The organism is Clostridium sp. E02 (assembly GCF_003833015.1).
In the GTDB taxonomy this organism is placed as follows: domain Bacteria; phylum Bacillota; class Clostridia; order Lachnospirales; family Lachnospiraceae; genus Lacrimispora.
The window spans coordinates 164,553-178,963 of record NZ_RJLQ01000007.1; the positions used below are offsets into that span (position 1 = coordinate 164,553).

Annotated in this window: 12 protein-coding genes; 3 read left to right on the top strand and 9 right to left on the bottom strand. The window is 41.8% G+C overall.

Annotation, left to right across the window (positions count from 1 at the left end; all coding sequences use genetic code 11):
• Nucleotides 1-10: 10 nt before the first annotated feature.
• The 9 genes from EFT72_RS07080 to hypB all read right to left on the bottom strand — a co-directional run bounded on the left by EFT72_RS07080 (nucleotide 11) and on the right by hypB (nucleotide 10,293).
• Nucleotides 11-877, bottom strand: a complete 867-nt coding sequence (locus EFT72_RS07080) for a carbohydrate ABC transporter permease (RefSeq protein ID WP_124066210.1) — start codon at nucleotides 875-877, stop codon at nucleotides 11-13.
• Nucleotides 877-1,758: a sugar ABC transporter permease gene (locus tag EFT72_RS07085; protein ID WP_124066211.1), complete on the bottom strand. Its 882-nt coding sequence runs from the start codon at nucleotides 1,756-1,758 to the stop codon at nucleotides 877-879. Before EFT72_RS07085 ends, EFT72_RS07080 begins: the two co-directional genes overlap by 1 nt.
• Nucleotides 1,759-1,788: 30 nt before the next feature.
• Nucleotides 1,789-3,123 (bottom strand): ABC transporter substrate-binding protein, encoded by a 1,335-nt coding sequence (locus tag EFT72_RS07090; protein WP_124066212.1) that lies wholly within the window; start codon nucleotides 3,121-3,123, stop codon nucleotides 1,789-1,791.
• 431 nt (nucleotides 3,124-3,554) lie between these two features.
• Complete coding sequence (tnpA, locus tag EFT72_RS07095) at nucleotides 3,555-4,016, bottom strand: IS200/IS605 family transposase (protein WP_124065458.1); 462 nt, start codon at nucleotides 4,014-4,016, stop codon at nucleotides 3,555-3,557.
• Nucleotides 4,017-4,221: 205 nt separating this feature from the next.
• Nucleotides 4,222-5,199, bottom strand: a complete 978-nt coding sequence (locus EFT72_RS07100; protein ID WP_124066213.1) for a LacI family DNA-binding transcriptional regulator — start codon at nucleotides 5,197-5,199, stop codon at nucleotides 4,222-4,224.
• Between the two features lie 90 nt (nucleotides 5,200-5,289).
• Nucleotides 5,290-6,309 (bottom strand): transglutaminase domain-containing protein, encoded by a 1,020-nt coding sequence (locus EFT72_RS07105; RefSeq protein ID WP_124066214.1) that lies wholly within the window; start codon nucleotides 6,307-6,309, stop codon nucleotides 5,290-5,292.
• 192 nt (nucleotides 6,310-6,501) lie between these two features.
• On the bottom strand, nucleotides 6,502-6,843 hold the full coding sequence (locus tag EFT72_RS07110) for a hydrogenase maturation nickel metallochaperone HypA (protein WP_124066215.1): 342 nt from the start codon (nucleotides 6,841-6,843) through the stop codon (nucleotides 6,502-6,504).
• Between the two features lie 20 nt (nucleotides 6,844-6,863).
• The gene (locus EFT72_RS07115; protein ID WP_124066216.1) at nucleotides 6,864-9,554 is read right to left on the bottom strand and encodes an FAD-dependent oxidoreductase; all 2,691 of its coding nucleotides are present in this window, start codon (nucleotides 9,552-9,554) and stop codon (nucleotides 6,864-6,866) included.
• Nucleotides 9,555-9,624: 70 nt separating this feature from the next.
• Entirely contained in the window at nucleotides 9,625-10,293 is a 669-nt protein-coding gene (hypB, locus tag EFT72_RS07120) for a hydrogenase nickel incorporation protein HypB (protein ID WP_124066217.1), read from the bottom strand.
• Between the two features lie 182 nt (nucleotides 10,294-10,475).
• Here hypB and EFT72_RS07125 point away from each other — a divergent pair, with 182 nt between their 5' ends.
• The 3 genes from EFT72_RS07125 to EFT72_RS19215 all read left to right on the top strand — a co-directional run bounded on the left by EFT72_RS07125 (nucleotide 10,476) and on the right by EFT72_RS19215 (nucleotide 13,987).
• Entirely contained in the window at nucleotides 10,476-11,177 is a 702-nt protein-coding gene (locus EFT72_RS07125; RefSeq protein ID WP_124066218.1) for a GntR family transcriptional regulator, read from the top strand.
• Nucleotides 11,178-12,008: 831 nt separating this feature from the next.
• The gene (locus EFT72_RS19635) at nucleotides 12,009-13,301 is read left to right on the top strand and encodes a hypothetical protein (protein WP_243109966.1); all 1,293 of its coding nucleotides are present in this window, start codon (nucleotides 12,009-12,011) and stop codon (nucleotides 13,299-13,301) included.
• 44 nt (nucleotides 13,302-13,345) lie between these two features.
• Entirely contained in the window at nucleotides 13,346-13,987 is a 642-nt protein-coding gene (locus EFT72_RS19215; RefSeq protein ID WP_164473097.1) for a hypothetical protein, read from the top strand.
• Nucleotides 13,988-14,411: the final 424 nt, after the last annotated feature.

The window sequence follows — 14,411 nt, forward strand, 5'->3', positions numbered from 1 at the left end:
TTTTAATCTGTCACGCTTTTACTGCTCCTGCCACAACTCCGCTTATAATCTGCTTTTGCAGCATCAAATAAATTACGATAACCGGTAAAATAGTCAGTACAAGACCAGCCATGATTTTTCCAAGATCATTGGAATAGGTTCCATAAAACGTGTAAGTAGATAACGGCAACGTATATAATTGCTTCTTGCCTAATATGAGGCTTGGGAGCAGATAATCATTCCAGAGCCATAGAACGTCTAAAACAATCAGGGTTGCAGTCGTTGGCTTTAATAATGGAAAAACAATTTTAAAAAACACCTGATATGGAGTGCATCCATCAATGATAGCTGCCTCCTCTAAGGAAAGTGGGATTCCAGAACGGATAAATCCATGGTAGATAAAAACTGCAAGTCCCATACCAAATCCAATGTTCATAAATATCAATGTCGATTTCATATTCAGCATACCAAACTTGTTTCCATAAATGGAAATTAGCGGGATCATAATTGTTTGGAAAGGAATTACCATAGCTGCGATAATCAGTGAAAAACTGAACTTAGATACAATTGATTTACTTCTGGCAAATAAGTACGCGGCCATGGAAGCAAATAGCACAATAAATAGTACACTGATTGCCGTAATCAGAAGCGAATTTCCAAATGCTCTCAAATAATTCATCTCGTTGAACGCAGATACATAATTTTCGATGGAAAATCCCTTGGGGTCCAGGATTTGAAGCGGATGTTTAATAATCGTAATTTTCCTTTTAAATGAATTAATCAGAATTAGAAAAAAGGGAATCAAATAAAGCAGCAACGTCACAGTCAAAACAAAAATTTTTACAATATTCATGAACCTTGCTTTGTATCCGCCAACAATTGTTTTTCTTTTTGCCATTATGCTTCCACCTCCTTTTTCTTACTTAAGTAGTATTGTGTTACTGCAACTACAGCAACTACCACAAAAAGCACCAGTGCTTCTGCCTGCCCCAATCCGTATTGCTTCGATTTGAATGCTTTCTGATACACATGCAGTGCTGCCAGAATCGTGCTTCCATATGGCTCTCCACCGGTCAATGATACGTTTAAATCATATACCATGAAGCACCTTGTTAATGTTAAAAATGTACAAATTGAAAAGGACTGTGCCATCATGGGAATCACAATGTGCCTCGTTCTTTGTGTATTGGTACAACCATCTATGCTTGCCGCCTCTATTAAGTCCTTTGGAACCCCCACAAAGCCAGCCACATAAATCAACATCATGTACCCTGAATACTGCCATACCGTTACTAATACCAAAGCAAAGAACGCTTTTATTGGATCTGATAGCCAGGATCTTGTAAACAATGGAATGGAAGTCATATCTCCAAATGCAGTAAACGCTTTCGAAAACACAAACTGCCAGATAAATCCCAAAACGATTCCACCGATTAAATTAGGTGTAAAAAATCCTGCCCTGAAAAAGTTCTGTCCTTTCAGACCGCTTGTTAATATGTATGCCAGCAAAAAGGCGATTACCTGAACCAAGATTGTGCTGATTGTTACATAAGCCAATGTTAATAGCAATGCGACCCAAAACTTTTTATCCTGAAATACTGCTAAGAAATTGGTGATTCCGATCAATTCTTTTTTCTCTGAAATTCCATCCCAATTTGTAAATGTTAAATATACACCATAAATAAAGGGAATAATTACAATTGCAAAGAAGAAAAACATTGCAGGACCAGCAAACATGATATAAGTTTTTATTTTATTGGACATTGTATTTTTCTTCATAAAAGCGTTCCTTTCTTATCCGTCTGTTTCTTATTTTTTTGATTTCCAGTATTCTTCCAAATCAGCAGCAAGAGCGGCGCGGTCTGATTTCCCAGCAAGATATTTTTGCACAAAAGCACCACATGTGGACCAGTGATCTCCTGGCAAGCCGTTATACTGATCAAATGTCAGGTTTGCATCTGCATAAGCTTTTAATGCCTGACCAAGCTTATTCTCATTGGAAGCATTAAAAGTATTAAAACATGGTACTGCCATTACTTGATTTGCAATGATATCCTGTGCAGTTTCATCATATACCAACCAGTTTAAAAAATCCTTAGCTGCCTGAATCTGTTCTGGAGATGCACTTTTATCAATCATAATCTGTTTGGAACCAACTGCATTCACCAGAGTATTGAATTCGTCATCCTTTGTATTCTGAACAACTGGCATCATACCAAACTCTGCGTCCCCATCTGCAAATCCTGATACCACTTCCCATACCCAGTTACCATTAAACCAAAACGCCACGTCACCTTCCGCAAAATTTGCATTATCCATATCATAATCAGCGGCAAGTGGATCATCCCCATTGATGTTATATTTCATCAATACATCAAATGTATCAAACAGGCTATTGAATCTTGAATTGTCTATCAATTTTTGAGAACCATCTTTTATCGACTGAATAAAAGCATCTGCGCCTTTTGTCGTTCCATCTTGTTCTTCGTACATAAGACCTAAGTAATGAGCACCTAGTGACCAGTCTTCTTTCGAAATGCAGACTGGTTTTTCCATACCAGCAGCAACCAATTCGTCGCAAATTGCCTTAAAATCGTCTAGAGTCTGAATGGATTTCTCATCAAACTTTTTCCCTAATGTCTTTTCAATCGCTGTCCGGTTGAATAAAAGTCCTCTACCTTCTAGGCTGAAAGGAAATCCATAAAGAGTTCCGTTTACTTTCACACCGTATTTGTCTCCGCCATCAGCAACCCATTTTTCACCATCAAGTGGCAAGGCTTTTTGTTCCGCCAAAGAAACAATATCATTACAATCCATAATGGCTAGGGTAGGTGCATCTCCTGCCGCATATCTCTTTTGAATTGCTTCATAAGGAGAATCCCCTTCTGAGATGGATGACATTTCTACTGTAACTCCTGTTTTTTCTTTGTATTCTCCAAACGCAGGCTCAAAGAATTTCTCCATTCCTGATTTTGTGTTTAAGATTGAGATGGTGACCCCATCAGTTGACACGTCTTCTACGGAGCTGCCAACTGCCGCACTGCTTGTTTCTTTGTCAAGCGATTTGCTTCCACCTCCACATGCGGTTACAGACAGCACCATGGCCGTCGCCAATCCCAATGAAACCATTTTCTTTAACTTCATTTTCTTTCCTCCCTTATTTTTGTTTCACATTATAATCACTGTTTTTATGTTTTCTTCCCCTTGTTGTAACTTGAGTATATTCTTCTCTTCTCCATATGTCAACCGGTTAACATATTTTTTTACGTTAAACACGAATTTTTCTCTCTTTTTTTGTGCACATTTACATATGTAGGCCGATTTTTTTTATTAAAACCTTAGTTTTTACATTTTTATTTCAGTTATTATAGGTCATACGTTTGTCATAGTTATAATTGATGATTTTTCTTAAGCGGTATGCGCTTTTCCTACGAAATCATGACCACCCGTCAAACGGGTGGTTTGTCCTGAGGCTATAAGCCTCTGTTACCGGCCAGCGCCTAAAGACGCTGGCTTTCACTTTGTTCAAGCCTTAACGCCCTTGACTCGTCGCAACCCTTAAAAGGGCTTTTGTATTACCGGCTACCCTTAAAAGGGTCCTCATACTCTTTGACGCTTAATTTATCCATTGCAATATCGTGACTTTCTTGTTCCTGGATATACTTTCTTATAGTTGCCTCGTTAAGACCGACTGTGCTCACATAATATCCCTCTGCCCAAAAATGTCGGTTTCCAAACTTATACTTTAAGTTTGCGTGCTGATCAAAGATCATAAGCGCACTTTTTCCTTTGAGATATCCCATAAATTGTGATACACTCAGTTTAGGTGGAATGCTTACAAGCATATGAATATGGTCGGGCATTATATGACCTTCCAATATTTCTACGCCTTTGTATCCACATAGTTGTTTCAGAATATCTCTAATACTTTCCTTGTACTGGTTGTAAATTATTTTTCTCCTGTACTTTGGTGTGAACACTATGTGATACTTGCACATCCATTTGGTATGTGCCAAACTGTTTGCCTTATTGGCCATTAAAATCACCTTTCCTTTCGTTATAAATTGGCTTGAACAACCTTATTATAACGGAAAGGTGATTTTTTTGTGTAACAAACACCGCGCACCCGCATAGCGGGTGGTTTATATTTCGCACGCTTCGCGTGCTCAACAGGGTCACGACCCATAAAAAAAAAGCATATGGCAAAAAATGCCATATGCTTTCCGTTTTATCCTCATTTAACTAGGATGAGTTTCTTTTCATCAGTGAAACCGGCAGTTTAAACTGCTCTGGGACTGTTTCGTGATTTAAACTCTTCTCTATAAACACAACGGCCCATTCTGCCATCTCACGGATCGGTTGACGAATGGTGGTTATCGTTGGTGTTGTCAACCTCGCAATATCAACATCATCGAACCCAACCAGTTTAATCTGTTCCGGTATACGAAGATTAAGCTCCGCACAGACCTGAATGGTCTGTGCGGCAATCAAGTCACTGCTTGCAAATATTCCATCCACACCAGAACAATCGAGGATTGCATTTTTGATATACTCATAATAATCAAGTGTATTATAAATCATACTTGTAGCCTGTATCTCTCTATGTTTTACACTATGTTCCTCACAGACTGTAATAAAGCCTTCTGCTCTTGCATCGGCTGGCATATTCTCGTTCTGAATCCCACTTAAATGAAGAAGATTGCTGCACCCACAGGATATAAGGTGTTCCGTAGCCAGACGCCCTCCCTGATAATTGTCACACTCAATTCCAACCGTTCCCGCTTCTAGATTTCGTTCTATCGTAATAACGGGAATGTCTAAATTTTTCATTTCTGCAATATCAACATTCCTGCTGCACAATACGATACCAGATACCCGGTTGCTTTTAAACATCTCAATGTATTCCAATTCCTTCTCATTCTTTGCCTTTGAATTACACAGTAATATTTTATAACCTCTATTCGCTGCGGAATTTTCCAAATTACTGATCAACTTAGAAAAGTATGGATGTACAATGTGTGGTACAATGATTCCGATTGTATTTGTTCTTTGCTTGGAAAGAGACCGGGCTAATTCATTGGGCTGATAATTCAGTTCTTTCATCGCATCATATACTTTTTTTCTAGTCAGATCACTTATATATCCACGATTATTGATGACTCTAGAGGCAGTTGTGACCGTAACCGCTGCCCGTTCAGCCACATCTTTAAGAGTTGCCATTCATCCGTCCTCCCTCCTGCTTCGTTTTTAAATATAAATTTTGCGTTCAGTATAACATATTGTTTGTATGCGGTCCAGTACGAATCCCATTTAAGTTTCTTCGTTCTCTTCTTTGTATGCATCCTCTATGTTCACCGAATCATTCACTTTCTCTTTTAAAAATCTCACTCGAATGACTGCCTGTGACCAGTTTATCGAAACTTGACTGTACTTGCTATTTTCCTTGGCTGTTTCTGCTATGATTTGCAGTAATTCCTCCATAACAACTTTGGTTAGAGAACCACCTCTCCAATGAAAGGTTAGAACTTTGCCTTTTTTAATTGCCTGTTTGCAACGCTTTGCAACATCCTCGTGCTTCGTAAATGAAAGCTTCTTTTCTTTATAATAGAAGTGATCCCCATCGTTACATACCGGAACTTTGTATATCGCAGGCTCATGGTCCTTAAATATACCCTTATCATCTAAATTAAAATAATCGTACCTCGCTTCCTTTTTTCCCAATGTATTATCAAACGTCGCATCGAGGTGATACCAGATTCCTTTGATTTGTATCACGTTCCATGCATGACGATATTTGATATGCTTTTCAAGGTTGTTTTCCGAAATAACAACAATACAAGGAATCAAAAGCTGATCACAAAGGATTTTCACAGATTTCGCAATTCCCTCACAGACACCGACCCCCTGCCCCAATGGGCCTAGAATTTCATGAGAATACTGTTTTTTCAACTTATCGTAAGTTACATTCTCGCAGATAAAATCATGAATATATTGTTCCTTCTCCCAATCATTTTTATCTTTTGCACCTCGAGCTAACTTCTCCACTCTGGCAATCATCGCCCTTTGATGTTCTCTTATTTTATTTTTGTCAAATAAATAAACCGGCTTCATCTTTATCAGAGTGGAATCTTCATAGTAAGAATATCGAAAAGTTGACGCATAATATATTTCTGGACAATCAAGTCTTAACTTGTGAAAAATGTCGCTTAACTCTGTTCCATCCATTCTTTGTACATCAATGGTTTGTGAAAGTGATTCCAGACCGCTCTTAATAACTTGATAAACCCTTTGCTGTTGTTTGTTCATGTGATTATAATAATATGGTTCCATTTTAAGTTTCTCCAAACTAGTTTTTGTCCCTTACAATCTAATACTTTAATACATAAAATATTTAATACCTATTTTATCTTTACCGGATCAATTATGTCAATGTGTAATCCAACTAAAATAAAAACAGACTATTTCTAAATGAATTACCATGTCTGGTACTTTCTCATTGTAGAAAAGGTCTGTTTTTTTACTTTAGCAGCACTCGATTTCCTTAATAATGATGTCATCACCTTCCAGGATTTCCATGTCCATGCTGCCGCATTCAGGACAGTTTAAATCATTGTATACAGCATTGAATACCCTGTCGCAGCATCTACATTTAACAATGCCTGGTATGACGATAAGCTCCAGCTCTGTTCTTTCCATAAAGGTCTTATAAGAAGCGGCTGGCCAGCTCTGCTCTAAGTATCTGGGCACAATACCGGAAAGCTCGCCAACTTCGATGACAAGCTTGTGGACTTTTGTTACGTTCTGCTCCTTTACGATCCGCTCAATGGTATGTACCATGGAGTTTAGTACACCAAGCTCATGCATTGTTACTTCTCCTCTTCTCGTCAGCTTTTTTTGACAACGCTTTCTTTGAGCGTGGCAGCTGCAATCTTTCCAGTACGTACAATTGCGTTGGCGGCAATCTTAACAGGAAGCTTTTCATAGGTATCGGGAACTGTGTTATAAGTACGTTCCAGACTAATTGCATCAAATTTACATTTGGTTGTACATAGGCCACATCCAATACATTTATAACGGTCTATTTCCACCGTTCCGCAGCCAAGGCAGCGTTTTGTCTCTCTCTTTACCTGTTCTTCCGTAAAGGTCTTACGTTCCTCATAGAAGGTGCCTTTTTTCTCAAGGGAATGACCTGGTCTCTGCCTGGGTGCCTTATCAAAATCCTGTAAATCGATGGCAACGTTGTTTTTATCAAAAGCATGATATTTTCGACGGTCACGGCCATATACAAGAGACTGTCCGGGCTGTACATAACGGTGAATGGAAATTGCCCCTTCTTTTCCGGCTGCAATGGCATGAATGGCAAACTTAGGACCGGTAAAACAGTCCCCGCCGACAAAAACGTCCGGTTCTGAAGTCTGTAAGGTGAAACTATCAGCTTTTGCAGTACCGCCTCGTCCAAGTAAAACCCTGCTTTCTGAGAGAAGTCCGCCCCACTCAATGGACTGGCCAATGGAAAGCAGAACAGAATCGGCTTTTACAATAATTGTATCATCTTCCTCGTACTTTGGTGCAAAATGCTGGTCAGCATCAAATACACTGGTGCAACGTTTAAATTCTACACCGGTCACCTTCCCGTCTTCTGTCAGGATACGCTTTGGTCCCCAGCTATTATGGAAGGAGACGTTATCCACCTCTGCCTCTGCAATTTCATCCGGTAATGCCGGCATTTCACTTAGACTTTCCAGACAGTAAAGATTAATTGCATCCGCCCCCTGTCTTTTCGCAGTACGGGCAACGTCAATGGCTACATTTCCACCGCCAATCACAACTACATTCCCAGAAAGTTTTGCTTTTTTTCCAAGATTCACATTCCGAAGGAACTCTACACCAGAAATCACACCCTCGGATTCTTCCCCTTCAATCCCAAGACTTCTGCCACCCTGCGCACCGATTGCAAGATAAAAGGCTTCATACCCCTCTTTGCGAAGTTCGTTCAGCGTATTATCTTTTCCAACTTCAAATCCTGTTTTAAAAATAACACCCATTTCCCGCAGAACATCAATTTCAGCGTTAAGGACCTCTTTTTCCAATCGAAATGAGGGAATCCCGAGGGTAAGCATACCACCCAGTTTTTCTTCCTTTTCAAACACAGTTACCTGATACCCGTCAATTGCCAGGTAATAGGCGCAGGAAAGACCGGAAGGACCGGAACCCACCACCGCGATTTTATTGCCAAGGTGATAACGCATAGGCGGGATATAGCGAACAGAGTCATCAAGCTCTTGATCTGCAATGAATTTTTTGATCTCATCGATGGAAACCGGATCATCAATGTCTCCGCGGGTACATTCACTTTCACAGCCATGTGGGCAGATCCGTCCGCAGACAGCAGGGAAGGGATTTTCTTTCTTTATCAGTTCTAATGCTTCACGGTAACGGCCGGAAGCGGCAAGCTTTATGTAACCCTGTACAGAGATATGGGCAGGACATGCCGTTTTACACGGGGATGTCCCTTCTTCTGTAACATCTTTCCGGTTCTCCCGGTAATCCACATTCCAATTACTTTCTTTCCAGACATGGTCACGTGCGGTAGGTTCTGGTTTTATGCTAACAGGTGTTTTGGAGCAAAGCTTTTGTCCAAGCTGTAAAGCATTCACAGGACAGTTTTCCACGCACTGACCACAGGCCACACAGTTTTCCTTGTTTACCTTGGCAGTGAAATTAGATCGTATGGAATCGGGAGTATTAAAAAGGGTTGCAAGACGCAGGGAAAAGCAGGCACAGCTACAACAATTGCAGATCGCCGCCGATTCACCCAGTCCGTCGGTATGGGGCATTTCATGCATCAGGCCGTTATTTTCTGCAAATTTAATAATTTTTTTTGCTTCTTCGCGGGAAATCTGTCTCCCTCTGCCTGTCTTTATGTAATATTCAGCCCCTTCCCCCATCTGAATACAGATGTCTTTTTCCAGATGACCGCAGCCATCATCCATGACACGGCGTGACTGACGACAGGAACAATCTGATACCGAGAACGTATCATATTTATTCAGATAGTAAGAAAGATGTTCCCAGGGTTTCGTACCGGGGATTTCCTTTATGGACGCTTCTACCGGAATGACACGCATCATCGCCATGCCCTGAGGAAATTTAGCTGCCATAGGAGCAAGACGCAGTCTGGTGTATTCTTCAAAGGCTTTTCCAATCTCCGGATGTTCGTTAAGCTGTTCCCGGTTATTCACCATCATTTCTAACATACCGGGGGCAAAGATATTCACAAAAAACCGTTCTTTATGATCTTCCTTGTCCTTCCATACTTTGGCAACACCGGTGTAGGCCAGCTGTTCTAAAAGGGCCTTTGTCTCTTTTATACTCTTTCCAGAGTGCTTAGCTACATACTCGAAGGTACGGGGATTCCGCAGCCCAATAATCATAGCAATATCAGCCATGTCATCGGTTACAACACAGTCCAGTGAGTAGTATTCGGGAGATTTTTCATCAATTTTATTCATAGCTCCTGCAATACCACCTACCATTTTTGCCAGCTTTACTATTTTAGGTCTTAATTCACTCATAATTCCCTTTCCCGCGCTTCTTCTGCGCTTATAAAGTTTATGAAATTCCTTTAAGATAGTTATATTCTAGTTATTTACACCAGGATTTTACTGCGCGAGTAAGCCAGTCTGTCCATTCTTTTGTGCCTTCGTCATTCCGTGCACTGATGGGAATAATAATCGCGTTGGGATTCCGGAGACGAATATTTGCTTTGCATTTTTCAAGATCAAAATTAAAATACGGCAATACATCCATCTTGTTTATCAGTACCACATCGCTAATGGAAAACATCAGCGGATACTTAAGAGGCTTGTCATCTCCTTCCGGTACGGAAAGAATCATGACATTTTTTACTGCACCGGTGTCAAATTCTGCCGGGCAAACCAGATTGCCTACATTTTCTAATATTACAAGGTCAAGGCCGTCTGGATCAAGACCCTCCAATCCCTGACGGGTCATTTGTGCATCCAGATGGCACATACCTCCTGTATGAAGCTGGATCGCTTTTACACCAGTCTTCCAAATGGTACGGGCATCCACGTCCGAATCAATATCCGCTTCCATAACACCAATATTAAAATCGTTCTTTAAGGCATTAATCGTACGAACCAGAGTGGTGGTCTTACCGGAACCAGGACTGGACATCAGATTAAGAAGAAATACCTTCTTATCCTTTAATTCATCACGAAGCTTTCCAGCCTGTATATTATTGTCAGCAAAGACACTTGTTTTAATCTTGAGAACTTTAAACTCTTTCATGTGCCACGCTCCTTTCTTTCCATCCTCTTCTCTATTATTATAAAATAATCTCTGAATACTAGCAATAATGCAAAAAATAATTGTCATTATTGCATACTTATTTGTTGAATTTTTGTAAGAATATATGATAAAATAGTATCAATTTCTGGTATGACCAGAGCCAGAATAAGGGGGAATGAGAAATGAAATTTCAAAAACTCAGCGCTTTGAGCTTAAAAGAAATGTTTATTCGTCAGATTCGTGACATGATTTTATCCGGACAAATCCCGGTTGGAGGCAGATTACCCTCTGAACGGGAGATTGCAATGCAAATGCAGGTAAGCCGAGCCGTCGTTAACAGCGGGTTTGCCGAACTTGAAAAACAGGGGTTTTTAGAAGTGCATCCAAGGCAGGGGGTATACGTCGCAGATTACGGCAAGAACGGAAACATCAATACCTTAAATGCTATTATGGAATATCACGGAGATACGCTTGGACAGGCCGAAATCTACTCAATCATTGAAGTGCGTCGGGCACTGGAACACCTGGCAACGGATTCAATTATTAAAAATGCATCAAATGAAGATATCCTTGGATTGGAAGGATTGTTAGAGGAGGTTGCAATTGCAAAAACAATTGATGAAACAGTATTAGCCACCTTTTCTTTTCATCACAAGCTTTCTGTTATTAGCGGTAACAGTATTATACCTTTGATTTACATATCATTTAAACCTGTTGTGACACAGCTTTGGAAACGTTTTTGTCTGCGTTACGGGAAAGAAGCACTGTACGATAGCATACTATGTTTATACAAATGTATCAAAGAACGGAATGCCAATGCAGCAAGAAAATGCACCGATAAACAGCTGGATAACGCCTTAGAGGGCGGGCATAAAATATATTAAATGGTTGGGGAAGCAAAGGATGCAGAACAGAAAACCTAAGGAATGTTAGTTTTGATGCGTGTTTTTGCAGTTCTCAAAAACTGGGGGTTGCTAATATTTAAAAATCAACAAATCTAAATTGCTACAGATACCCAACTTAATTTATATCTCTCCTGAAATAGTACAGCTAATCCAGTTGATCCATAAAACCTCCTTAAATTAATGAAGTTTCTTTCTAGATTTTGTATATCTCCTTCCCTCTATGGAAGCTAACCTCCTATGCTCACTTAGATTATCCAAGCTCTTACATCTCACCTTAAGCACACACTAGTAAAATAATATCGAAACTTCTTGCTCAATCATATAATACCAGTGTAAAAATATTTTATAATTTATTTAAATTAAGTGAAATGGACTGACTCATGAACCATGCGTAAAATGATAGGAGTGATTATATGAGTAATATAGCATTGCAAATAGAACGCATTGCCACTGGCTCGGTGGCAGTAAACAATAATGTTATCTTTGATAATACTGTATATTCGACTGGCAACATCAGTTATAATGCAATAACAGGTGTGATAACCTTTAATGTGGAAGGGAGATATGCCATCAACTGGTGGGTTGCTGTACAATCTTCAGCTTCGACAAACGGTGCGGTGTTTGCGCTATCCACCTCTCAAGGCGATTTTCTGGAAGGGAACTCTCCTACTAAAACAGCAGAGGTCTATGGCGTTGGCATCTTAGATGTGGTTGCTGCACCGGTAACGATGTCTCTGGCCAATGCCAGCACGTCCACCGTATTCTACTCCGCGATTGTTCCGCTTACCGCTACACTTGTGATCAACCTAGATGACGAAGCAGAAGCCGGTCCGACTGGTGACACTGGACCTACCGGGCCCACCGGAGACACTGGGCCTACCGGTGACACTGGACCGACGGGTGATACTGGACCCACCGGCGATACCGGACCGACTGGTGACACCGGGCCTACCGGTGACACTGGACCCACCGGCGATACCGGTTCTACTGGCGATACCGGATCGACTGGTGACACTGGGCCTACCGGTGACACTGGACCTACTGGCGATACCGGACCGACTGGCGATACTGGGCCAACTGGCGATACTGGACCGACTGGTGACACTGGACCTACTGGCGATACCGGGCCTACTGGCGATACCGGATCGACTGGTGACACTGGGCCTACCGGTGTCACTGGACCTACTGGCGATACCGGACCTACTGGCGATACCGGGCCAACTGGCGATACTGGACCGACTGGTGACACTGGACCTACTGGCGATACCGGACCTACTGGTGACACTGGACCTACTGGCGATACCGGACCGACTGGTGACACCGGACCGACGGGTGACACTGGACCAACCGGCGATACTGGACCGACCGGCGATACCGGCCCTACTGGCGATACCGGACCGACTGGTGACACTGGGCCTACCGGTGACACTGGACCGACGGGTGATACTGGACCCACCGGCGATACCGGGCCTACTGGCGATACGGGACCTACCGGCGATACCGGACCCACTGGATATACTGGGCCTACCGGTGACACTGGGCCTACTGGCGATACTGGACAGGGTGACACCGGACCGACTGGTGACACTGGACCAACCGGCGATACCGGACCCACCGGCGATACTGGGCCTACTGGCGATACCGGATCTACTGGTGACACTGGGCCTACCGGTGACACTGGACCGACGGGTGATACTGGACCCACCGGCGATACCGGGCCTACTGGCGATACCGGACCTACCGGCGATACCTGACCCACTGGATATACTGGGCCTACCGGTGACACAGGTCCTACTGGTGACACTGGGCCTACCGGTGACACAGGTCCGACCGGGGATACTGGGCCTACCGGTGACACAGGTCCTACTGGTGACACAGGTCCTACTGGTCCAGGAGTATTTGTATGGGGTGCAGAACCAACTATTATATGGGCAGATTCAAGTGCTCCGGGTCCTGGAACCGGTACACCTTCCGAGCCATATAATTCTCTCCAAAGTGCTATCACTGCTGCAACTACAAGTGTATTTGCCAACACGTATGGCATGCGAGCCCGCTGTATTGTTTTTATCGCGGCAAATTCTGCGTTTGATGAAGACATTGTAATACCGCCCGCAAGACATGTACAACTTCTTGGACTAGGACCATGGGTGCTTGGTGATGCGTCATTAGCAAACTTTGCATCGTCTGTTCCTAGGAATATCACCATACAAACAAACACTGCAGAAGAACAAGTATACACCGTTCAAGGTCCCGCCTTCGTTGCGCGTCCAGTTACGGTAATCGGTACCTTTGATAATGGTACATCTGTGAGCACACACACGAATTATACAGATGGCACAATTATTAGCGGAGATGTCATTTTTGAAAACACTGATCCAGTAGATCCATTTGCCACTATAGAGTTTCAACTTCTGAATGCCAGAGTTGTAGGGAGTATCATTCAATCGCTAGTCGACCCACATCAGGGACAGCTTAACTCCTATTTTTACAACAGCCGTATCAATATCATTAATCACGATGGTTTGAGAATTCAACGTATGGTCGATTGCAGATCTGATGGAACGATTACAGCAGCCGTATATTCTGAAATTACAAATTCAGCTATCAACGGAAACGTAACTGTCACCTCGGCTGTATCTGATGTGCCTCCTACTGGAATTTTCAGCAGTCAGTTTAGTACGATTACATGGACCGGTCCGCTTAACTTAGATACAGCTTCCAATTACTATTTTGTAAACAGCGGTTCAACGTTGGTTGGAACCAAAACAATTTTGTTTAGTCTTGCATGATGATAAGGGAAATATTCCTGTAATTGCTGAAATGAACTCTGTCGTGACCGTACTACGGTAGAAGGCCGAGCACATCATCTAGAGGAAATTCAAGCAGATTTTAAAAAGGCTCTATTTCATTAAAGAAGAAAGTTTGACGTGCCGTTTGAAATTCGGATTAAGTAAATAGGGGCTGTAAAATAAGTCCTTAAAAAATTAGGATTCATATCAGTGAACGCTGGTATGAATCCTATTTTTGATTTATTTGTGTTTTTGCATGGATAAATAATTATGTTATTACAGTTTTGATTAAAAAAATGTACACAAAGTAACCCTTGGGAATCCAAAGCAGAGAAATCACCCATCTTGATTCTAGTTTCATGCAGCTATCAATTGGCGTTTGCTTTTATTGTGATACTTGTATAGGTTATAACCACAAGAAATC

Excerpts from the sequence above, each read along its gene's own strand:
- EFT72_RS19635 (WP_243109966.1), top strand. The coding sequence starts at position 12,009 with ATGACGAAGCAGAAGCCGGTCCGACTGGTGACACTGGACCTACCGGGC.
- EFT72_RS07125 (WP_124066218.1), top strand. The coding sequence starts at position 10,476 with ATGAAATTTCAAAAACTCAGCGCTTTGAGCTTAAAAGAAATGTTTATT.
- EFT72_RS07085 (WP_124066211.1), bottom strand. The coding sequence starts at position 1,758 with ATGAAGAAAAATACAATGTCCAATAAAATAAAAACTTATATCATGTTT.
- EFT72_RS07090 (WP_124066212.1), bottom strand. The coding sequence starts at position 3,123 with ATGAAGTTAAAGAAAATGGTTTCATTGGGATTGGCGACGGCCATGGTG.
- EFT72_RS07080 (WP_124066210.1), bottom strand. The coding sequence starts at position 877 with ATGGCAAAAAGAAAAACAATTGTTGGCGGATACAAAGCAAGGTTCATG.
- EFT72_RS07100 (WP_124066213.1), bottom strand. The coding sequence starts at position 5,199 with ATGGCAACTCTTAAAGATGTGGCTGAACGGGCAGCGGTTACGGTCACA.
- EFT72_RS07110 (WP_124066215.1), bottom strand. The coding sequence starts at position 6,843 with ATGCATGAGCTTGGTGTACTAAACTCCATGGTACATACCATTGAGCGG.
- hypB (WP_124066217.1), bottom strand. The coding sequence starts at position 10,293 with ATGAAAGAGTTTAAAGTTCTCAAGATTAAAACAAGTGTCTTTGCTGAC.
- EFT72_RS07105 (WP_124066214.1), bottom strand. The coding sequence starts at position 6,309 with ATGGAACCATATTATTATAATCACATGAACAAACAACAGCAAAGGGTT.
- EFT72_RS07115 (WP_124066216.1), bottom strand. The coding sequence starts at position 9,554 with ATGAGTGAATTAAGACCTAAAATAGTAAAGCTGGCAAAAATGGTAGGT.
- tnpA (WP_124065458.1), bottom strand. The coding sequence starts at position 4,016 with ATGGCCAATAAGGCAAACAGTTTGGCACATACCAAATGGATGTGCAAG.